Here is a 21,204-nt window from a genome sequence, read left to right on the forward strand (position 1 = left end):
GATCGGGGTCAGGCGCGGTTTTTGAAGCGCCAGGATTCGTTGCCGGTTTCGACGATCTCGCTGTGATGGGTCAGGCGGTCGAGGAGCGCCGTGGTCATCTTGGCGTCGCCGAAGACGGTCGGCCATTCGCCGAGGGCGAGGTTCGTGGTGACTATGATTGAGGTGCGTTCGTGGAGGCGGCTGATAAGGTGGAAGAGCAGCTGTCCGCCTGACTGCGCGAAGGGCAGATAGCCGAGTTCATCGAGGATGACGAAGTCGAGGCGGGTCATGTAATCGGCCATCCGCCCCTGCTTGCCGCCACGGGTCTCGGTCTCGAGCCGGTTCACCAGATCGACGACGTTGTAGAAGCGACCGCGAGTGCCATTGCGGATGAGCGCACGGGCGATGGCGATGGCGATGGCGAGGTGGGTCTTGCCGTTGCCGGTGCCGCCGACGAGGACCACGTTGCGCTGGTCGGCGACGAAGCTGCCATTGGCCAGTTCCCGAACCAGCCCCTCGTTGATCGGCGTGTCGGTGAAGTCGAACTCTTCGATGTCCTTGGCCAGCGGCAGCTTGGCGACGGTCATCTGGTAGCGGATGGATCTGGCCAAGGGGCGGCCGACGCGTAGATCAGTCGGTCCGACGCCCCGAGTTCCTCGACAGATTCTGTGTCGGCTATTCGGGAAGTATATCTGGATGCACAGCGTCGTGAGGCTGAACCTTTGTGATGGCAGATGCAGAAAGCGCACCATTCGGGATGGTCAGCGTGTTTCCATCAAAGGTTTTTATACGGCAGGAACGCACGCCGATGCTTGTTACGGTCCCTTCACCATCCTTGGTCTTGATGTGATCGCCTATCCGGAAAGTGCGATCCAAGAGCAGAACAAGCCCGCCGAACAGGTTCTCCATGGTCACGCGGACCGCCAATGCGATGCTGATACCACCGACGCCAAGGCTGGTGATTATCCCCGCCGTCGGTACGCCCAGTGTTCCAAGGCCGTAGAGGAAGACGGCAAGCGCCCCAGCGGTACCCAAGATCCTTCCAATAAACCGCGTGAGGTCAGCGTCCATCTGCTTGTCGGGACCGAGTTCTCGGCCAATCAACATCTCGCTCACAATGTCTGCAAACGACAAGATGGCCCAAGCCGCCGAGACCAGCAAAATGAAGTCGCGCAACCCAACCGCGAGGAGTTCTGCGTCACCTTGAAGTATGAGCTCAGTCTGGCAAAAAGCGCCGAAGGCCACGAAGCTCGCGGCAAGCGTGATGGGGCCCAAGAGCCCAAGCCAAGCCACGACGTCCCTCGATCTAAATTGCGAAGTGGCCCTGACGAAACAGTACACTATGATGTTTGCCGCGATGGTCGCGATCAGAGCCACGAACGCCACAAGAAGCTTCCACGATGGCACACCGAGGTGAGGCGCATCCAGCCAGCCGGAGAACGCCGTGGCGACCCGCCGTGGAAAGTGTGGTCCCGTCTGATTTGCTTGCGCCGAGCGCATGTCCCGGAACGCGGTTTCGCGGACCAGCGGTAGCGACATGACCTTCTCGCGCAAGGACGGCAACTGCTCGACCACTTCGCGTGGCATGACGTACTTGCCTGCGTCTCCGCCTTCCTGGCGGCGGATCAGCACCAGGCCCGTTCCCGGGAGAGTCCATACCCCATTGGCCGACACGCCCACGGCGTCTTGCGCATCGTTCGCCAGCACCTGACTGGCCGGCAGCCGGTTGAGGATGTCGATCATTTGCACGACGGCTTCGGTGCCAACGGTCCTCCGGTAGGAAGCGGAAACCGCATCCAGATCAAAGAAGCCGCGGAGCTTTTCCAGCTGGCTGGAGTAGGCTTGAAGTTTGGTCCATGTTTTGTTGGCTGAGTAAGCGGCCAGCAGCTCTTCCAGACTCGCCGCTTCTGAAATGAAAGACGCAATCCAAGCTTGAGGGGTAGATCTGTCGGGCCCCTCCAAGAGCGACACGAAGTTCGGCTCTTCCTGCGCTACTGCGGTCTGAGTGACAGCGATACTGCCAAGGAGGATCAGTATCGCAACGAGAATTGGAACGACCGCGGTCGCTTGACGAAAGAGGCAAGCCCGAACCCCAGACATTGGCGCACTCTGCAAAGCAGGGATGATTGCGCCCGCACGAGGACGACGAACACTGCTTGTTCTGCGTGCAATCAAGAACAACATCCCGACATGAAGGTCGTCCGATTTGTCCCACAGATCAAGGTTTGTCGCCCGGCTCGGTGCCGGCGTCTGGTGTCTCGCGCCGTTGAACATCTGGGAGACCTCCTCGAGGAGTTATGGGCCGTCACCGGGGTGGTCGGCCATCTGGGGTCACCACTACCTGGACCAGATGTCGCCTTACATTGTCTTCACTGTCTGCGAAAGCTCCGAGCTACTGGGAAGGTGTTGTCAGACCAATGCGAACCCGTCTCCGGTTCCCCTGCCCAGCCAAGGCGTCAGGTGGCGGAGAGACCGCGCCACTCGGCGATACCGGCGGTGCGGTTGGCCTTGAAAGTTATATGGCTCGCGGGGGATCGCTGCTTGTTTAAGTGGTTGGGCGTGGCGGAAGCCACGTTCTACCGCTGGAAGAGGGTCTACGCCGGGATGGGCGTGTCCGAGATCCGGCGGTTGAAGCAGCTTGAGGAGGAGAACACGCAGCTGAAGCGGCTCGTCACGGACTTCACGCCGGACAAAACCATGTTGCAGGACGCTCTGAGAAAAAAATGGTGAAGCTCGTCTGTCGCCGCGAAGTCATCCGCCATTACCAGGAGGTCTTCGCGTTGTCGGAACGTCGGGCGTGCCGGGCCTTGGTCTTCGGACGGGCTTCCCACAGATACCGGTCGCGTCGCGATCCGGCCTTGGAGCTACGAATGCGGATCAAGGAACTGGCGGAAGGACGGGTCCGCTATGGCTATCGGCGCCTGCATGTCCTGCTCCAGCGGGAGGGCTGGCATGTGAACCACAAGCGGACCTACCGGCTCTACAGCGAGGCAGGCCTGTCGATCCGGACCCGGAGCCCCAGGCGTCGGCGCGCGTGCCGCTACCGATCCGGCCGGGCGGACGCCACAGGGATGAACGACGTCTGGGCGATGGAGTGAGGAGGATCAGAAAACGATCCAGTGGATCGTTTTCCCGACGAACATGTCGGACAAGCTGTTCGACGGTCGGCCATTCCGGATCCTGACGATCGTGGACTGCCATACGAGAGAGGCTTTCGCGACCATTGCGAGGACAAGCTTCCGTGCCTATCAGGTCGTCGAAGAACTTGACCGGATCGCAAGGGCCAGGGGCAAACCGCACAGCATCCGGGTCGACAACGGACCTGAGTTCGCGGGACGGCTACTCGACCAGTGGCCTACCTCAACAAGGTCGAGCTCAACTTCTCCGCCCCGGAAAGCCCACCGATAACGCCTTTTTCGAGGCGTTCAACAGCCGGCTACGTCAGGAATGCCTGAACGCCTCCTGGTTCCTGTCGATGGCCGACGCACGTCACCGGATTGACGAATGGAGGATCGAATACAACGAGGAACGGCCGCATTCGGCGCTCGGGAACTTGACGCCGAGCACCTATGCGGCGCAACTGAAACCATCCCGGAAGGTCGCATAAAGCCCGGACCAGAGATGGGGTCAAGACCAGTGGCACACACAGCGACCAGCCATTGGCCCGTGGTGACGGCAGCAGTTGCTTTCTGGCAGCTTGACAGCCGGACCGAAGCCGCCGCCCAATGGGCGCGCATCGTGCGCGACGTCCGGCCGGACATTTCGATTACCTTGTATCTGAAATCGCTGCAGTTTGCAGAGTTGGATTTTCGCAACAAGCTTCGTGCGCCCTGCGATCTGCCGGATCTTCCGACTGACCTAAGAAAGCCGATGCATGACTGCACCCCGCACGGATCACCATGATTTCAGGTCATCACTTGCGCAAACGGAGTCGCCCATGCATGACAGCGCTGATTGGTCATCTTGCGCTTCAGTCGCGCGATCGTCGAGAATGTACTCAGGAATCGTGTCGGTCTGCTGTGCCGATACGTCGCCGTGTGTTCCGGGAGCTGAAGATGCATATGCCGCTTCTCGTCGCGATTGTGGTGTTTGGGCTGGCCGCTACAGGCTGTTCGCGGCCTCCGGACTTGGTTGGCGTGGACAATGCGAAGGTGCCCGTTGCCTCGGTGCAGGGGGCGTCGCACGAGAAGATATTCATCATGACAACGCGCGAGGCGTCCGAGGTTGTCGGTGCGCTGTTTTCTGCCGAACGTGCGCCCGAACTGGGGCTGGCCTCCGTGGAGGTGAGCATCCCGCCGAACCACGTGAGCGGAAAGATCGAACGGCCGAAGCGCCTGCCGCCCGATCCGCGGACCGAGTTCGCCGTGGTCGATCCCTTGATCTATCGGGACGATGCGGCGTTCATTTCGCAGCTGAATGTTGAGCTGCTTAAGCGGCCAGCGGGACAGCGTGAGATTTTGCTGTTCGTTCACGGCTATAACACGACGACCAGCGATGCGATCCTGCGGCTCGGGCAGTTCGTGAAGGACACCGGGTTCACTGGTGTACCGGTGCTCTTCACCTGGGCTTCGGCGGCGAGGACCTCGCGCTATGTCTATGACCTGAACTCGGCGCTGGTGGCGCGGTCCAAGCTGAAAGTAATGGACGACATCCTGTTGCGGACCAGGGTCGACCGGGTGAACATCCTGGCGCATTCGATGGGCACCTTCCTGACCATGGAAGGGCTGGTGGATATGGAATTGTCGGGTCGGCTGAGAGCGCGCGGAAAGATCGACACCGTGATCCTGGCCTCGCCCGACATCGATATTGACCTGTTCCGCACGCAGGTCGAGCTTCTGCCGCGAGCCGTCCGCGATAAGATCTACGTGCTGGTGTCGCAGGACGACTATGCACTGCGCGCGTCGCGGATCGTCGCCGGCGGCGTGCCGCGCGTGGGCGCAACGGATGCGGAAGCGCTGTACGGTCTCGGGATCACCGTCATCGACTTGTCGCAGATTGAGGATTCCGCCGCGGGTAGCCATGGCAAGTTCTCCGGTTCGCCCGAGGTGGTGCAGCTGATCTCGAGAGGGTTGGACGCTTCGCCCAACATCGGCGGAGGTCGGGCGCCGGGGCTGGCCGAATTGCTGGTGAATGTGCCGATCCGGATTGTCGGGAACTAACTTGGGGTTGATGGGGCTTTGTTGCGCAAATGGCGTGAAGGATTCACCTCACGAATCCAGTCTGTTAGTCAGGCTGGATTAGCAGACCGCAGCCCCCGACCTACCAGACCACGAACAGGCATGAGTACAATGCGGCGCTAGCCAAGAGCGGTTCCTTGTCGACCTGGTTCGATCCGGAGACGCAGTGGCTGGACCCACCAACCGACAGGCGCGGGCGTCAGCCTGTCTTCACCGACGCCGCGATACAGCGATGCCTGACGCTGAAGGCGCTTTTCGGGCCGCCGCTTCGGCAAACGACCGGGATGATGGCTAGCCTGCTGGAGTTGGCAGGGCTGGACTGGCCGGTGCCTGACTTCAGCACCCTATGCCGCCGCCAGAAGACCATGACGGCCCATATCCCCTGCCGCCCCAGCACTAGCGCCCTGCACCTGCTGATCGACAGCCCGGGCGTGAAGGCCGAGGGCGATGGCGAATGGCTGGCCAAGAAGCACCGGTCATCCAAACCACGCGATTGGCGCAAGGTTCACCCAGGGTTCGATGCGGGGACGCTCGAAATCCGGGCCGTCGAGATCATAGGGAGCCGAATCGGCGACGCGCCCGTGCTGCCTGACCTGCTGGATCAGATCCCTGCCGATCTGCCCTTGGGGATCGTCACCGCCGACGGGGCCAACAATACCCGCGCCTGTCATGCCGCCATCGCGGCGCAAGGGGCGGCGGCCGCCATTCCACCCCGCAAGAACGGCAAACCATGGAAGGAGCACACCGCAGGGGCGGCCGTGCGCAACGATGCCCTTCGCAGTTGCCGTCGCCTCGGTCGAGCCATCTGGAACCGCTGGACAGGCTACCACCGACGAAGCCTTGCCGAGGCCAAGATGCGCTGCTTAAAGCTTCTGGGCGAGCGCGTCATGTCCCGCGACTTCGACCGCCGGGTGGCTGCGCTTAAGATAAGAGCCGCAATCCTGAACCGCTTTACCGCCCTTGGGACGCCACTCACGCAGCGCGCGGGATTACTCTGTCCAGGGAAAGGGGAACTCCGGGCATCAGTAGATTTGGGCAACAAAGACGTCTGACACCTCCCATGTGAAAGCTTGAGGTCTTGCCGCAACTTCCAGGTTGGGTCGATTATCTTGACAGGAAAATTCCCCCTCGTGGTAACAAGCGAGTAGCTTTGGATAGGGAGTCGGTGCGCTTAACTTGGCTTCGTTCACTGGTGAAGGCGGACTTGGGCCTCGCTACATCTTCTGGTTGCTGTCGATTGTTTGCAGATCAGAATAGCCCGATCCAGCTCCTGCGTGAGCGGTTTACGACGCTGCCGGCTGCGCCGCCCCGCCCGATTTTCTTTCCGCCCGGATTTGCTAAGGCTGGCGTGCATGTCCGGGAAACGACGAGTTTGTCCACGCCATGATCCCATTGATACGTGCCGGGGTGATCTTCCCCATGATCTCTTGGATGCAGGATAACGGCCGGCCCTTCGAGGACCGGTTGCGCGACGTTGATCTCGGTTACGTGCTGGAGAATGGTCCCGACCTGCCGATACCCTTTGGCTCGGCACTGGCCTTCTTGAGTGCTCTGAGCCGCGTCGAGGGCCCCGATCTCCCCTTTCGGGTCATGGGTCAGTGCAGTGTTCAAGATCTGGGGATGATTGGAAAGGTCGCGCTTGCCTCACGCACGATCGGCGAGGCTCTGTCGCGCGCCGCGGCGGTGCTACCTTACAACGCTACGCATACGGCCATTTCGGTCTTCCCGGCTGCGGGTGGCCTGCTTCTGCGCCGGGGGTCGGGCCTTCGGCTGGACGACGAGACTCGGCACTGCATGCACCAATGCTTTGCCGCGCTAATCTACTCCCTCTGCACGATTGGCGGTGCGCCCCCTCCGGTGTTCGACCGGCTCGCGCTGACACCGCATCCGATATACGGGATATCCCATCTTCGTGCCTGGTTAGGCGAGACGGTCAAGGCCTCGACCGACAAGTCGCTCGAGCTCTTCGTATCGGCGCGCGTGGCGAATATGAGCCTTCCACACAATGAGACGGAAGGGGCTGGATCCATACTTCTTCCGACAGGCCCCACCCTTATAGGAGACGGAACGCTGACCCACTCGGCAAGGATTGTCATCGCGGGCATGTTGACCAGCGGGGTTCCGACGATCGAACGACTTTCCGCCGCATCTGGGATGGGCATCCGCACAATTCAGCGCAGACTGCATGCGGAAGGGCGCACGTTCTCAGATTTATTGGAGTCCTTGCGCCGCGACCTCGCGCTTGCAAGTCTCGCAGAGGACGGGGTTTTGGCTGCAGAGGTGGCGATCCGCCTTGGCTACACACAACCGTCGTCGTTTACTCGCGCGGTTCGTCGCTGGACCGGAGCTCCTCCCAAAGAGGTCTCGCGACGCGCCCGGAAGTGATGGGCGGCACGGGATCGAGATGGCGAGATTTGCCATTTGGCGACACAATCTACTCCGTTGTCCACAGAACTTGACGGTTTCGGTTGTAGCTGCGGCTCGCATGACCGACTTAAGGAACAATCGTCATTTCTCGGCGCGAGGGTCAGCCGGCGCATTGTTGTGCGAGTGCTGCTCGCGCCTACAGACGGATGGCGCAGACTTGAAGGGAAAGAACATGAACTTGTTGAAAAATTCCCGCAGCTTCATGGCAGGCTTCGCCGGTCTTCTAGCCTTCACCACGCTTCCGGCTCTCGCGCAGGACAGCAAGTGGACCTATGACCTCTCGATGAACCTGTGGTTCAACAACACGACGGTCACGACCGACACGCCGCGCGGCGAGGTGCAGGCCGAACTCAGCTTCAGCGACGCGATAAAGGATCTGGACTTCGCATTCATGGGGACAGCCGAGGCCCGCAACGGGCCATGGGGCATCATCGGAGACTTGCTTTATTTCAACCTGACCGCCGATGGCCCCACTCCGAACGGCCGGCTCTTTTCGGAAGTGGCTGCAGGAAGCCAGATCACGGTCCTGAGCGGGGTCGTCGCCTACCGCGTGCATGAAGACGCGACTGTCGCGGTCGATCTCGGAGCGGGCTTTCGTGCCTTCTGGACCGATGTCGACACCACGTTTGTCGGTGCTGCCGCGCCAACAGAGACGTTTGGCCAGACGAGAGACTGGGTCGACCCCATCGTCGCCGCGCGTGTCCGGGTGGCGTTCAACGACAAGTGGTTCGGCACGGCGATGGTGGATGCGGGAGGAACCGGCGACAGCGACACCTGGCAGGCGCTTGCGACCGTGGGATACTTGCTGAACGAGAACTGGGCCTTCCAGGGTGGATACCGCTACATGAAAGCCGAATGGGATACGGACCAGGGCCAGTCATCGCTGGAGTTCTCGGGACCGATCCTCGGGGTCAGCTACCGCTTCTGACTAGGCTTGCGACCGCCACTAAGTGAACGAGGAGATTACCTTGATATTCAACAAGGTGTGGCGAAAGGCTGGGCAGTCTGCAGTCTGCATAGTGTTCGGCCTTGCAAGCGTCGCAAGCGCGCAGGACACGCGGCCGAACATCCTGCTGATCGTGGCTGACGATGCGGGCTACGCAGACCTTGGCAGTTTCGGCGGCGAGATCGAAACGCCGAACCTCGATGCCCTTGCTGCGGTCGGTGTGCGGTTCACGCAATTCACCGCCGGCGCCACCTGTTCCCCCTCCCGGTCGATGCTGCTCAGCGGGGCAGACAACCATTCCGCGGGACTTGGCGCGATGGCCGAGTTCACGGCCTCCAACCAGGCTGGCAAGCCAGGATATGAAGGCTATCTGACCGACCGGGTCGCCCCGGTCGCCGCGCTGCTGAAGGATGCGGGCTATGACACCTTCATGGCGGGCAAGTGGCACATGGGCGAAGAGCCCGACCAGTTTCCCGCCGCCCGCGGCTTCCTCCGAGACCTGACGCTGATCCCCGGTGGGGGCAGCCATTTCGACGACATGTGGGGAGCAAAGGGCGAGCGGCAGCTCTACACCTACAATGGCGAGCCCATCAAGGCGCTGCGGCCGGGCTTCCATTCCAGTGTCGACTACACAGCGGCCATCATCGACAACATCGCCGAGTTCCGGAACGACGGGAAACCTTTCTTCGCCTATCTCGCGCTCCAGGCCCCGCACGACCCGTTCCAGCTTCCCGCCGACTGGCGGGACCGCTACCGCGGTCGCTACGATCAGGGCTACGACGCTATCCGCGCTAAGCGGATCGAAAGGATGCAAGCTCTCGGCATCCTTGAACCAGAGGCCACCGTCTTCCCCCGCCTGCGCAGTGTGGCCGCCTGGACCGACCTGACCGAGGCGGAGCGCAAGGAGTCGGCACGGCGGATGGAGCTCTACGCGGCGATGGTCGAGCACATGGACGCGAATATCGGCCGCCTGATCGGCTACCTGAAGACGGCCGGGATCTACGACAACACCCTCATCATCTTCCTCTCGGACAACGGCCCCGAGGGTAACATTGCCACCATGGGTCCGCCCTGGGACAACAGCCGGCTCGAGGACTGGGGCAAGGCGGGAACCTTCATCCAGTATGGCCCGGCCTGGGCGCAAGTAAGCGCCGGACCCTTCCGCATGTTCAAGGGCTTCATGTCCGAGGGCGGCATCCGTGTGCCGATGATCGTCTCAGGCCGCGGTGTCGAGGGCAGCGGGCGCATTTCGGCGGCTTTCAGCCACATCACCGATGTGCCGGCGACCATTCTCGACGCAGCCGGTGTTCCCTATCCCGAGACCTTCGACGGCCACCCGATCGCACCGCTCCAGGGCAAGTCGCTTGCCCCGGTGCTGAGCAACACGAGCGAAGCCGTGCGGACGCCAGCGGACTGGATTGGTTGGGAACTCTTCGGGAACAGGGCAGTGCGCATGGGCGACTGGAAGCTGCTTTCCCTCTGCACGCCGTTTGGCACAGGAGACTGGCAACTCTACAATCTTCAAGCAGACCCTGCCGAGACACGGGACCTTGCTGCAGAGCAGCCGGAAATCACAGCGCAAATGATCGCGCATTGGAACGAATACGCTCAAGCAAACAAGGTTATTCTGCCTGATGCTTCACCGCTGTGCCGGGCAGCGGAGTGACAGATATCAGGCCATCTATCCAGAACTCAGCGGCACACATAGGAGAGGACAGCAAATGAATTGGAAATTCATCTTCCTGATGGCTCTTGCCGAGCTGCCGCAGACGGCAACCGCGCAGTCTGCCGAGGAGCTTGCCAAGCAAACCGCCAATCCAATCTCGAGCCTCGTCAGTGTGCCGTTTCAGCTGAACTACGATCATGGCATCGGCGATGGCGATGGCCAGCAGACCTACATCAACATCCAACCGGTGATCCCGTTCTCGATCAGCGAGAACTGGAATGTAATCTCGCGCACCATCCTGCCCGTGGTGGATCAGAGCGACTTCACGGATGACTTCGGTTCGAGATCCGGCCTAGGCAATATCACACAAAGTCTCTTCTTCTCGCCCAAGGAACCGACGCAAGGTGGGCTGATTTGGGGCGTAGGCCCTGTTTTTCAGATCCCGACAGCGACGGATGGCATCGCACCGAACCAATGGGGCGCGGGGATCACCGGTGTCGCATTGGAGCAAAAAAATGGATGGACGGTCGGAATGCTCGCCAACCATATCTGGTCCATCGGCAAGACAGATCAGTACGGCAACTCGTCGAAGACGTTCCTTCAGCCCTTCCTCGCCTACACGACACCCAAGGCAACGACTTTTTCACTCAACACCGAGTCGACCTATGACTGGGAGTCGGAGGAGTGGTCTGTGCCGATCAATATGATGGTGGCGCAGGTTGTAAAGATCGGCGGCAGGCCGGTGCAATTGGTTGGCGGAGTACGATATTGGGCTGATTCCGCCGAAGGCGGGCCTGACGGTTGGGGAGCGCGATTGGCCGTCACGTATCTGTTTCCGAAATAGGGGTAATTCCTGACCTATGCGTCCTGGGAGACGGTGAGCCAGTTGGCTTAACCTGGTCGTTGGCGACCAGTATCCAGGCGACGCAATGAACCCGAACGCCTTCCTCGCTACTCTGACACTCCTGCGCGACAAGGGATCTGGCGGTGGATCATTTGCAGATCACCGTTTTATTCATCGGGCACCAGGAAGAATACCGCAAAGCCAAGAACGTCAATCTGCCGGGCGCTTCATCGCTGTGCCTAGGCTCAGGACCCATTGAACTTGCGCTTGCAGAATGATTCAGCCTCCGCAAGGAGACCGATCAATGAGCAACTTCATTTGGCCGACGGACGCGCAGATGGCGCGGCTGGAACCGTTCTTTCCCAAAAGCCATGGCAGACCGCGCGTCGATGACCGGCTTGTTCTGAGCGGCATTATCTTCATAAATCGCAATAGTTTGCGGTAGTGCGATGCACCGAGGGAGTATGGCCCGTCGAAGACCCTGTGCAATCGCTGGAAGTGGTGGGGGGACATGGGGGTGTTCGCTCGGATCATGGAGGGGCTGGCCTCCGAGGCGGCCGTTCCGAAGACAGTGATGATCGACGCGACCTACTTGAAGGCGCATCGCACGGCGAGCAGCCTGCGGTCGAAAAAGGGGGATCAGACGACTAACGGGGCCGTCTGATCGGCCGAACCAAAGGCGGAATGAACACCAAGTTGCACGCCGTCACCGACGCGGAGGGTCGCCCCATCCGCTTCTACATTACCGCAGGCCAGGTGGGCGATTACACGGGCGCAGCGGCTCTGCTGGGCAGCTTCCCAAGGGCGAAGTGGCTGCTGGCAGACTGGAGCTATGACGCCGACTGGTTCCGAGATGCGTTGAAAGAGAAGGGGATAAAGCCATGCATCCCGGGCCGGAAGTCGCGCGGCAAGCCCATCAAGCGCTACAAACGCCGCAATAGGATCGAGATCATGTTCGGACGATTGAAGGACTGGAGACGCGTCGCAACCCGATACGACAGATGCCCCAAAGTCTTCCTCTCCGCCGTCGCTCTCGCCACAACCGTCATGTTCTGGCAATGAAACAAGAACGAGTTCTGATCCTAAGCAAAGCTCAGTCTTCAGTCTTGGCTGATGATGACAACTGGTTGGGCTGGTTGAAAACACCATGGGCGATCGCTTTATCCCTCAGCGTTTTTCTCGCCACTCCCACCCTCCCCATCATCTCGACCACTTTCCACGTCCTCTTCTTCGTCCTCATCCAATCCGCCCTCTGCGATGATCTCCGCCGCGATCAGCGGCGTCCATTTCTTCTGCAGGGCGCGCATTTCGGCCCTGAGCGATCGGTCGATCTTCACGGGGTAGAGGTCTTCCGGCAGGACGGTCCGGAATTTGGCGATGGTCGCATTCGCAATCTCGATGTGGCGCGCGAGATCGGCGCATTCCTCGGCATCGTCCTCGCTCATCATCGCCTCACGGCAGATCTCGCGGAGGATCACCTGTCGGCGCAATTCGGCAAAGGCGCGGTCATAGTGCTCTTTCTCTTCGCGCGTCTTGGGCCCGTAGATCACGATGGTGCCCCGGTTCATATCGATGACCATGTGATCGGGGTGGGGCAGGGGCGGCGCGAGATCGGTGATGCCGCGGCGATCGCGCCGTGCGAGTTCCGCTTCCCAGGCGATCTTGTAGTCAAGCGCACTTGAGAACCAGGCATCGTGCAGCGCCTTGTTGGAAGTCTCGACCCCGGAAAGCAGTTCGGCAAAGAGCCGCTGCGCCCGGTGCTGCCCCTTGACCGCGTTGACCGCCAGCGAGCGCAGCACGGCGCGCGCTATGGGGACAGTCACGTTCCGCAGGCCGTCCCGCACGGTGATGGTCCGGTAGGCCTCTTCGAGGATGATCGCCTTCATGCGCTCTTCGTTCAAGGCCGGAAGCCGGTTCCTTGCGCCCTTCGGCCGGCCGCGGGGATTGCCCGACTTGCCCTTCTGGAACTGGGTGTTCCGAGGCGGCCTGGCATAGCCCACCTCGTAATCCGTGGCTGCAATCAGCGCCTTCGACCTGCCGGGTTTGGTTGCCTTGGCCTGGATGGCCTCGAGACCGTCGGCGCCAGAGGCGGGCATGCCGGGTCCGGGCTTGCGCGGCGCCGTCATTCCGCAGCCTCCAGGATCCCCGTCGCTGACCCCTCTGCCGCGCGCGGCCAGCCGCAGACGAGCTGCTCAGCCTGGTCCTTTGCCTGGACTTCCCAACGGGCGAGGATGCGGTCGCAGTAGATCGGGTCAAGCTCGACGAGACGCGCCCGGCGACCGGTCTTTTCGGCCGCGATCAGCGTTGAGCCTGACCCACCAAAGAGGTCGAGCACGATCTCGCCGCGCGCCGACACATCCTTGATCGCATCCGCGATCATCTGCACTGGCTTGACCGTCGGATGCAGCCGCAGCTCGTCCATCCGGCCCGCCCGCATCGTGTTCACGCCGCGGTAGTTCCAGACATTGGTGCGATAGCGCCCGTGCTGTCCCAGTTCGAAGCTGTTCACGTGAGGGGCCGTGCCCTTCTTGAACACGAAGATCAACTCATGGCGCGAGCGGTAGAAGGTCCCCATCCCGCCATTGTCCTTCGCCCAGACAATCAGGTTCTTCATCTCGTCATAGACCGCCTCGCCGGCCGCCAGCATCTCGCCCATATGGCGCCAGTCCATGCAGAGGAAGTGGATCGAGCCGTCGAGGCTGTGGTCGGCCATGTTGCGGAAGGCCTGCGTCAGGAAGGTCGTGAACTCGGACACGGTCATCTCGCCGGCCGCCATGGCAAACTCGCGATGCTTCACCTTGCCCGAGCCGCCCACATGGCCGTCGATCTTCACGTTGTAAGGTGGGTCCGAGAAGACCATCCGGGCGCGCTCGTCCGCCATGACCTGCGTCACCACCTTGCCGTCAAGGGCATCGCCGCAGGCAAGCCGGTGCGACCCGAGTTGCCACACGTCCCCCGGATGGACCCGACGCGGCGCGGTCTCGGGGATCACATCCTCCTCCGGATCGCCGGGCTCCTCTGGCTGCAGACTCTCGACGAGACTGTCGATCTCGGCCACATCGAAGCCGATCACGCCGATGTCGAAGCCGAGATCCTCGGTGGCGAGCAGGCCCTGCAGTTCCTGCGCCAGGAGGTCTTCGTCCCAGCCGGCATTCAGGGCCAGCTTGTTGTCGGCGATCACATAGGCGCGCTTCTCGGCCTCGGTCATGTGCTCGATGCGCAGGCAGGGGACCGTATCCAGCCCGAGCGACTTGGCAGCCTCGACCCGGCCGTGTCCCGCGAGGATCGTCCCTGTCTGGTCGATCAGCACCGGATTGGTGAAGCCGAAGGTCCGGATCGACTCCGCGATTTGGCGCAGCTGTTTCTTTGAATGGGTGCGGGCATTGCGGGCCCAGGGCCGCAACGCAGCCGGGGCAATCTGTTCGATCTGTTGCATTGTCTTGGCAGCCTCATGGTCGGGCCAGTTCGGCCTCGGATTGGGTCGTGTCGCGCGTCCCCACACGCGCGATACCAGAATGGAACAAAGAGCGAACATGTCAATCCGAGCGCGCTCTGCTTGTCCGCGTTCGGCCAGACGCGGGCCGCAAGATGTTGCTGTTCCGCCACAGCATGCAGCTTCATCTAGCTGATCGAGGTGGTGTTTTGGCGCGGCGCGGGTGTTTCCAGGACCGCCGATCAAACCACTGGACTTCTGTTCGCAGCAGAGCGTTGCTCTCTCCACGCCCGGGGATGCCCGGGCTTGCCTCGGTACGGCGGCGGGCGTTTGGCCCGCCTCTAGGAACCGGAGACGCACCATGACCAGAAGACCCACCCCCCGGATAGAGATTCTGTCCGCCGCTTCAGTCGCGGCGTCGGACCCGAAGGCCATCCAATCTGCAACGGGTGACGCCGTAACGGCGGTCCAGACGGACCCTCGTCAAACCAAGGCAGATCTGGTGCGTGCGATGCTGGAGGCTCCGGGCGGCGCCCGCCTCTCCCGGCTCCTGGTCGCCACGGGCTGGCAGGCCCATACCATGCGCGCCGCGATCAGTGGGCTGCGCAAGCGCGGGCTCACCCTCCGTCGCGACACGATCGACGGCGAGGCGGTTTACCGAGTGCTGCCAATGCCCTCCGGAGAGGCATCCGTCGCTGTCGAGACCGCTGCTGCCGCGCCGGTCGATCGGGCGAACGATCCTGAGGCCGCATCCGTGCCGCTCGATGTCGCCCGGATCGGGAGGGACACATGATCTCTCTTGCCGATCTCGACGCGATGGATCGGGCAGGTCTGGCCGCTCTCTGGTCCGACCTGTTCGGTACCTCTGTTCCGCCGAAGATGAGCCAGCCCATGCAGCGCCGGTTCCTGGCCTTCGAGCTGCAGGTCCGCGATCGGGGAGGCTTGCCGCCGGTGCTTCTGGCACGGCTCGCGCGGTTCGCCGAAGGTAAGGCGCGCACGCCCACGCCCGGCCTTGAGCCCGGCGCGCGTCTCCTCCGCGAGTGGTGCGGCACCACCCATGTCGTCGATGTCCGGCCGGACGGCTATCTTTGGAACGGGACACGCTACCGTTCCCTCTCCGCCATCGCCCGCGCCATCACCGGGGCCCGGTGGTCAGGGCCGCGCTTCTTCGGGCTGATTGCCTCAGCCGGGACGGGGCCCGTCGCCGACCGGGGCAAGACCGGCGGCGAGCGACGCACACGGAAAGATCGCGGCACCGCACCTGCCCGTCGCGTATCCAAGCGGGAACGGGTCGCATGACCCAAAAGCCCACGATCCGCTGCGCGATCTACACCCGCAAGTCGAGCGACGAGGGCCTGGATCAGGCCTTCAACTCCCTCGACGCGCAGCACGAGGCCTGCGCGGCATACATTGCGAGCCAGCGTCATGAAGGCTGGAAGCTGGTGCCCGACCGCTTCGATGATGGCGGTCTGTCCGGCGGCACCCTCGACCGTCCGGCCCTGCAGCGCCTGCTGGCCGAGATCGAGGCCGGCCGCATTGGCATGGTCGTCGTCTACAAGATCGACCGCCTGACCCGCTCGCTCGCGGATTTTGGCCGGCTGGTCGAACGCCTCGACGCCAGGGGGTGTTCTTTTGTCTCGGTGACACAGGCCTTCAACACCGCCACGTCGATGGGACGCCTGACCCTCAACGTGCTCCTGTCCTTTGCCCAGTTCGAGCGGGAAGTGACCGCCGAGCGGATCCGCGACAAGATCGCGGCGTCGAAGAAGAAGGGGCTCTGGATGGGCGGCATGGTGCCGCTCGGCTATGATCGCCAATCCGACCCGCAGCGCCGGGAGCTGGTGGTCAACCCAACCGAGGCCGAGACCGTCAAGCGGCTCTTCGACATTTACGCCAACCTGGGCAATCTCCGCCTCGTCGAGCGCGAAGCCGCCAGGTTGGGCCTGCGGCCCAAACCGGGGATCACGCCCACGGGCCAAATCCGGGGGGCTAACCCCTTCACCCGGGGGCAGCTGCACTATCTGCTGACCAACCCGGTCTACATCGGACGCATCCGCCACAAGGACCAGACCTATCCCGGCCAGCATCCGGCGATCATCGCCCCCGATCTCTGGGGCAAGGTCCAGGCCGGGCTGATCGCGGCCAAGGCGCGCCCCCGTGGCCGCACCGTCGCGGCGATCGACGCGCGCCTCCTGACGGGCAAGCTCCACGACGAGACCGGCGATCTTCTGACCCCGACCCATACCCAACGGCGTGGACGCCGCTTCAGCTATTACGTCTCGCATCGCCTGATCGCCGGGGGCGTCGATCCTGCGGGATGGCGTCTCCCGGCCGACGCGCTGGAGACGTGCCTGCGTCAGGTCATCGTCGGGCATCTGCGCAAAGCCGCGGCCGCCCATGCTGTGCAGTCCAACCCAGAGGCCGGCACGGCGGCAGACCTCGCCGGACGGGCCATGGCGTACGCAGATGAAGTCGAGACGGATCCGGCACTTCTGGGGCGGATCCTCGCGTCCGGTGTCGTGTCTCCTGGTCAGCTGCGCCTGCAGCTCGCCCCGGCGACATTGGCTGCCGCAATCAACGCCCCGGTCGCGACGCTCTCGTCCAGCCTGCTGGCCGTCACGCACCCATTCGCGCTCCGCCGACGCGGCGTCGAAACCCGGATTGTCGCCGGCGATCGCGTGCCCGTCCCCGACCCGGTCTTGCAGCGCACCCTGGTCGAGGCACATGCTTGGGCCGCAGCGCTGCGCGCAGGCCGAGCGCTTAGCGAGATCGCGGCGGCCACCGGACATTCCGAACCCTATATCCGGACCCGCATCCCCCTGGCCTTCCTTGCGCCCGGGCTGCAAGCTGTCCTCCTCGACGGCAGGCAACCGGTCGAGCTCTCCGTCGCCCGGCTCCTGCGCGACGGGATCCCGATGGACTGGGACGCGCAGGCAAGGATGTTCGGGCTGGCCTGACGCGCCTCGGTGATCGTTATCGTCCAGGTCGCGCGACCACATGTCGCCCTGAACGACCCGAAACGGCGCGCGCCCTGTTATTCCCAGCGGCTTCCCTGTTCGACGGAATTTCTTACCCTGATACGCGGGATTACATTCCCTGTTCCCGTCGAGCAGGGAAATTGTCCGTAAAGCACGGAAATCGCCCGCGGATTCGAAGGCGGAAACGCCCTTGAAAGCCCGAAAATCAGAAAATTCCCAGATATTTCCCTGTATCCCGGCCCGAGCAAGGCAAACCGAACGGCCGCCAAAGGCCGCGGAGACGCGGAGCCGAAGCGCCGGGATGTGAAGCAGATCGAGGCGTCTCCGCAAAGGAAAGCCTCCACTAACGCCCGGAAACGCCAGACAAAAACCGGGCGAAACCAAGATAATGGAAGGAGACGGGGGTTGCTGGCGGACAGAGAGGGATTCGAACCCTCGAGACGGTTCCCCGCCTACACACTTTCCAGGCGTGCGCCTTCGACCACTCGGCCATCTGTCCTTGTGCGGCTGTGTAGCCGGGAATTGCGGCGGGGTGCAAGGGCAGACCTGCGCGCCAAACAAGCTACGTGGCACCGCTTGCCTGCGGGCGCCAATAGGCTAAACCGGACGACATGGTCGCGCTGGCCGGTTCGGAAGGGAATGGAGCATGTCGCAGGCACCGACCGAGATGCGGGGCGAGCGTGAGGTGCTCGATCCGATAGACCGGCTGTCCGAGATCGGGTTCGGTCTGCTGATGGCGCTGACCTTCACCGGGACGATGAGTGTGACTCTGGGAGAGGGCGGCGAGGTACGCGATGTGCTGCTCGCGGCCCTGGGGTGCAATCTGGCCTGGGGCATCGTCGATGCAATGGTCTATGTGCTGACCTCCTATACCGACCGCGGCCGCCGGCGTGCCACGGGCGATGCGATCCGGAGCGCCTCGCCTGCGCAAGCGCGGGAAATGCTGCGCGAGGCGCTGCCTGACGGGGTTGGAAACGTGCTCAGCGCCGAGGAGATCGACCAGATGGCGGCCATGATGCGCGCTCATCCGCGCCAGGCGCCCCAACGCGAGCTCACCGGAGACGATTTGCGCGCAGCACTTGCCGTATTCGTGCTTGTCACGCTTGCGACCTTGCCGCCGACCTTGCCATTCCTGCTATTCGATGATCTGCCCCTTGCGATGCGGATCTCGAATGGCGTTGCGCTATTCATGCTCGCGCTCATCGGATGGCGGCTTGACCGGCTTATGGGTGACATACGGCATCTTGTCTGGATCGTCCCCATCCTTGGCAGCATCCTTGTGGTCGTGACCATCGCACTTGGAGGGTAGATGTTCATACCGGTGATCGGGGCGGGGTCGATCGGGCGGCGCCACCATGACAATCTCTCCGCGCTCGGAGTGCGGACGGCGCTGCTTCCCTGGCGGGCCTTTATCCCTGCGCAGCTTGATGGCGCCGATGCAGTGGTCATCGCCACGGCGACGCAGGTGCGATTGGAACTCGTGCGGCTCGCGGCAGAGCGCGATCTGCCCTTCTACGTGGAAAAGCCACTTTCGCATGATGTGGCGACGGTCGAGGCGATCCTCGCCGAGGCGGGGCAGTTGGCGCGCCGGTCGATGGTCGGCTTCATGATGCGCTACCATCCGGCGTTCCGGTTGCTCGCACGGCTCGACCTGTCGGGCGTCTACGATGCGTCCTTCGGCATCGGCCACGACGTGCGGCTCTGGCGCAAGAACTGGTCCTTCGCCGCGAGCTATGCGGCGCTGCCGGAAGGGGGCGGGGTGCTGCTCGACCTCTGCCACGAGCTCGACATGGCGCTGACGCTTCTGCCGCAGGCGCGGATCGGCGGGGTTGCGAGTCTTGGCCATGCGCGGTTCCCGGGGGTGGATTTCGCCTCGAGGATCGGGTTGGAAGGTGCGGGGCTGCTCGGGGCCGTGGCGATGGACTACCTGTCGCCGGTGAGTTTTCGGCGGATCGTGTTGCGCGGGCCAGGACTGGTGGCGGATTTCGACCTGATCGCGGGGCGCTATCGGCTGGATGAAGCTGGGAATGCACGCGAAATCGATCTTCCGTTCGAGAGAAATGACATGTTTCTTGCGGCTTTGCGAGATTTCCTTCATCTGGTGCGTGAAGAGCCGGTCTCGGATGTCGAACACCTGCCGCGCCTCGACCTTGCCGCCGGGACTTGCCGCGCCATCGCGAAGGCCTGGGGGGAGCGGCGCTTTACCGGGCAAGTCACGGGGGAGTACACATGATCATCGGTCATATCGGGGCCCGGAAGGGATCCAAGGGCGTGCCGGGCAAGAATTTCCGCCCGATCTGCGGCAAGCCGCTGATTGACTGGTCGCTGGACCAGCTCTTCGACAGCCCGACCGTGGATGCCGTCGTCGTCTCGACCGACGACGAGCGCATCTACGAACATGCGGTGCGGCGTGGCGCGCTGGAGATCGGCCTGCGGCCCGCCCATCTGGCGACCGACTCCGCCGGCAAATGGGGCGTCTGGCAACACGCGCTGGACGAGAGTGAGAAGATCACCGGGCCGGCGACGGCCTTTCTCGACCTTGACTGCACTTCGCCCCTGCGACTGCCCGAGGATATCGAGAATGCACTGGTCCTCTTTGCCGAGGAGCGGCCGGACATGGTGATGTCCTGCTGCGAAGCGCGGAAGAACCCGTATTTCAACTTGGTTGAGCCGGATGCCACCGGCGCTCTCCATGTGTCGAAGCCCTTGCCGGGCGGGGTCGTGGCGCGTCAGCAGGCGCCGGTCGTCTACGAGCACGCCGCCTCGACCTATGTGGTCGCGCCGGACTATCTCAAGCGCTCCAGGGGGCTGTGGGAGGGGCGGGTGATCCCTTATCTCATGCCGCCCGAGCGCTGTGTCGACATCGATTCCCCCTTCGATTTCAAATGGGTGGAGTTTCTCTTGCGCGAACGGATCGAAGGAGCCGCACATGGCTGATCAACTGAAGGGCCGAACCATCTTCATCACCGGATCGGGTGGGGTACTGGGATCGACCTATGTGCGGCGGATGCTCGAGCAGGGGGCGCGGGTCGTGGCCTCCGACCTGCCGGGCCACCGGGCCGAGGCGCTGAAGGAAAGGCACGCAGGCAATCCCGACTTCCGCTTCTACGATCTCGATGTGGGCGTCGAGGAGCAAGTGGTGGAAATCTTCCAGCGCATCCTCAAGGACGGCTGGGAGCCGAATGTGGTTCTGAACAACGCCGCGATCACGGGCGAGATGCTGATGGGGGCGGGCAAGCCCTTTCCGGATTTCGCCGACACGACGGTTGCCGATTTCGAGCGCACCTTGCGCACGAACCTGACCGGCGCCTTCATGATCGCCCGACAGATGGACCGTGACATCGTCGGCAAATGGCCGGCGACGCTGGTCAATGTGGCCTCAATGTATGCGCTCAACGGGGCGCATCATCCGATCTATGAGGGCATGCCGTTCAAGAACTTCTCGGCCTATGGCGTGACCAAGGCGGGCATCCACGGGCTGACCGTCTGGCTCGCCGGCTACTGGGCGCCGCGCAAGGCAACCGTCAACACCATCGCGCCGGGGGCGGTGTTCAATGGCCATTCGGAGGAGTTCCAACGCCGGGTCAGCGAGCTCATCATGGCGGGACGGATGGCGCAGCCCGACGAGATCGCGGATGCCATGCTGTTCCTCTGCTCTGCGCAGGCGGGCTACATGACCGGGCAACTCGTCAATGTCGATGGCGGGTTCAGCGCCTGGTAATCGACGGGCCCCGCGCGATTTCTCTGCGAAAAA

General features: G+C 62.9%; 17 protein-coding genes, 1 tRNA gene and 3 pseudogenes. 16 read left to right on the top strand and 5 right to left on the bottom strand.

The window, feature by feature from the left end; translation table 11 throughout:
- Nucleotides 1–8 precede the first annotated feature (8 nt).
- Together istB and L0V05_RS11605 are read right to left on the bottom strand one after the other, a co-directional pair.
- Nucleotides 9–587, bottom strand: a pseudogene (gene istB / locus L0V05_RS11600) (IS21-like element helper ATPase IstB); the annotation flags it as partial.
- Between the two features lie 67 nt (nt 588–654).
- Nucleotides 655–2,253, bottom strand: a complete 1,599-nt coding sequence (locus L0V05_RS11605) for a mechanosensitive ion channel family protein (RefSeq protein WP_234870679.1) — start codon at nt 2,251–2,253, stop codon at nt 655–657.
- Nucleotides 2,254–2,532: 279 nt separating this feature from the next.
- Between L0V05_RS11605 and L0V05_RS11610 the strand changes: the two are divergent.
- From L0V05_RS11610 to L0V05_RS11650, 9 genes and pseudogenes are all read left to right on the top strand, one after another.
- Nucleotides 2,533–3,586: pseudogene (locus tag L0V05_RS11610) on the top strand (IS3 family transposase); the annotation flags it as partial.
- Between the two features lie 59 nt (nt 3,587–3,645).
- Nucleotides 3,646–3,882, top strand: a complete 237-nt coding sequence (locus L0V05_RS11615) for a hypothetical protein (protein WP_234870681.1) — start codon at nt 3,646–3,648, stop codon at nt 3,880–3,882.
- A 38-nt stretch (nt 3,883–3,920) separates the two neighbouring features.
- Nucleotides 3,921–5,138, top strand: coding sequence for an alpha/beta hydrolase (locus L0V05_RS11620; RefSeq protein WP_234870683.1), 1,218 nt, complete (start codon nt 3,921–3,923; stop codon nt 5,136–5,138).
- Between the two features lie 77 nt (nt 5,139–5,215).
- Entirely contained in the window at nt 5,216–6,208 is a 993-nt protein-coding gene (locus L0V05_RS11625) for an IS5 family transposase (protein ID WP_234872169.1), read from the top strand.
- 331 nt (nt 6,209–6,539) lie between these two features.
- Nucleotides 6,540–7,541: a helix-turn-helix transcriptional regulator gene (locus tag L0V05_RS11630; protein ID WP_234870685.1), complete on the top strand. Its 1,002-nt coding sequence runs from the start codon at nt 6,540–6,542 to the stop codon at nt 7,539–7,541.
- Nucleotides 7,542–7,755: 214 nt separating this feature from the next.
- Nucleotides 7,756–8,511, top strand: a complete 756-nt coding sequence (locus L0V05_RS11635; RefSeq protein ID WP_234870687.1) for a porin family protein — start codon at nt 7,756–7,758, stop codon at nt 8,509–8,511.
- A 40-nt stretch (nt 8,512–8,551) separates the two neighbouring features.
- Complete coding sequence (locus tag L0V05_RS11640; protein WP_234870688.1) at nt 8,552–10,195, top strand: arylsulfatase; 1,644 nt, start codon at nt 8,552–8,554, stop codon at nt 10,193–10,195.
- A 55-nt stretch (nt 10,196–10,250) separates the two neighbouring features.
- On the top strand, nt 10,251–11,039 hold the full coding sequence (locus L0V05_RS11645; RefSeq protein ID WP_234870690.1) for a transporter: 789 nt from the start codon (nt 10,251–10,253) through the stop codon (nt 11,037–11,039).
- 304 nt (nt 11,040–11,343) lie between these two features.
- Nucleotides 11,344–12,101, top strand: a pseudogene (locus tag L0V05_RS11650) (IS5 family transposase).
- A 98-nt stretch (nt 12,102–12,199) separates the two neighbouring features.
- Here L0V05_RS11650 and L0V05_RS11655 read toward each other — a convergent pair.
- Nucleotides 12,200–13,165 carry a DUF5681 domain-containing protein gene (locus L0V05_RS11655; RefSeq protein ID WP_234870692.1) on the bottom strand — a complete coding sequence of 322 codons (966 nt, stop codon included), beginning with the start codon at nt 13,163–13,165 and terminating at the stop codon, nt 12,200–12,202.
- Nucleotides 13,162–14,475, bottom strand: a complete 1,314-nt coding sequence (locus L0V05_RS11660; RefSeq protein ID WP_234870694.1) for a site-specific DNA-methyltransferase — start codon at nt 14,473–14,475, stop codon at nt 13,162–13,164. The genes L0V05_RS11655 and L0V05_RS11660 overlap by 4 nt, the downstream gene beginning before the upstream one ends.
- Nucleotides 14,476–14,833: 358 nt before the next feature.
- Here L0V05_RS11660 and L0V05_RS11665 point away from each other — a divergent pair, with 358 nt between their 5' ends.
- The 3 genes from L0V05_RS11665 to L0V05_RS11675 are packed head-to-tail and all read left to right on the top strand — an operon-like array spanning nt 14,834 to nt 17,429.
- Nucleotides 14,834–15,265 (top strand): DUF3489 domain-containing protein, encoded by a 432-nt coding sequence (locus tag L0V05_RS11665; RefSeq protein WP_234870696.1) that lies wholly within the window; start codon nt 14,834–14,836, stop codon nt 15,263–15,265.
- The gene (locus tag L0V05_RS11670) at nt 15,262–15,771 is read left to right on the top strand and encodes a DUF2924 domain-containing protein (protein WP_234870698.1); all 510 of its coding nucleotides are present in this window, start codon (nt 15,262–15,264) and stop codon (nt 15,769–15,771) included. Before L0V05_RS11665 ends, L0V05_RS11670 begins: the two co-directional genes overlap by 4 nt.
- On the top strand, nt 15,768–17,429 hold the full coding sequence (locus tag L0V05_RS11675) for a recombinase family protein (RefSeq protein ID WP_234870700.1): 1,662 nt from the start codon (nt 15,768–15,770) through the stop codon (nt 17,427–17,429). The genes L0V05_RS11670 and L0V05_RS11675 overlap by 4 nt, the downstream gene beginning before the upstream one ends.
- A gap of 430 nt (nt 17,430–17,859) precedes the next feature.
- Here the strand turns inward: L0V05_RS11675 and L0V05_RS11680 are convergent.
- Nucleotides 17,860–17,949: transfer RNA gene (locus L0V05_RS11680), tRNA-Ser, on the bottom strand.
- A 147-nt stretch (nt 17,950–18,096) separates the two neighbouring features.
- Here L0V05_RS11680 and L0V05_RS11685 point away from each other — a divergent pair.
- From L0V05_RS11685 to L0V05_RS11700, 4 genes are read left to right on the top strand one after another with little or no spacing between them, the layout of a single operon-like run.
- Nucleotides 18,097–18,759 carry a VIT1/CCC1 transporter family protein gene (locus L0V05_RS11685; protein WP_234870701.1) on the top strand — a complete coding sequence of 221 codons (663 nt, stop codon included), beginning with the start codon at nt 18,097–18,099 and terminating at the stop codon, nt 18,757–18,759.
- The gene (locus L0V05_RS11690; protein WP_234870703.1) at nt 18,760–19,683 is read left to right on the top strand and encodes a Gfo/Idh/MocA family protein; all 924 of its coding nucleotides are present in this window, start codon (nt 18,760–18,762) and stop codon (nt 19,681–19,683) included. It abuts the gene before it with no gap.
- Nucleotides 19,680–20,387: an acylneuraminate cytidylyltransferase family protein gene (locus L0V05_RS11695; protein WP_234870704.1), complete on the top strand. Its 708-nt coding sequence runs from the start codon at nt 19,680–19,682 to the stop codon at nt 20,385–20,387. Before L0V05_RS11690 ends, L0V05_RS11695 begins: the two co-directional genes overlap by 4 nt.
- The gene (locus L0V05_RS11700) at nt 20,380–21,171 is read left to right on the top strand and encodes an SDR family NAD(P)-dependent oxidoreductase (RefSeq protein ID WP_234870705.1); all 792 of its coding nucleotides are present in this window, start codon (nt 20,380–20,382) and stop codon (nt 21,169–21,171) included. The genes L0V05_RS11695 and L0V05_RS11700 overlap by 8 nt, the downstream gene beginning before the upstream one ends.
- The last annotated feature ends 33 nt before the right edge of the window (nt 21,172–21,204 follow it).

Origin of the sequence: Alitabrizicola rongguiensis (assembly GCF_021491355.1) — a bacterium.
Taxonomy (GTDB): domain Bacteria; phylum Pseudomonadota; class Alphaproteobacteria; order Rhodobacterales; family Rhodobacteraceae; genus Aliitabrizicola; species Aliitabrizicola rongguiensis.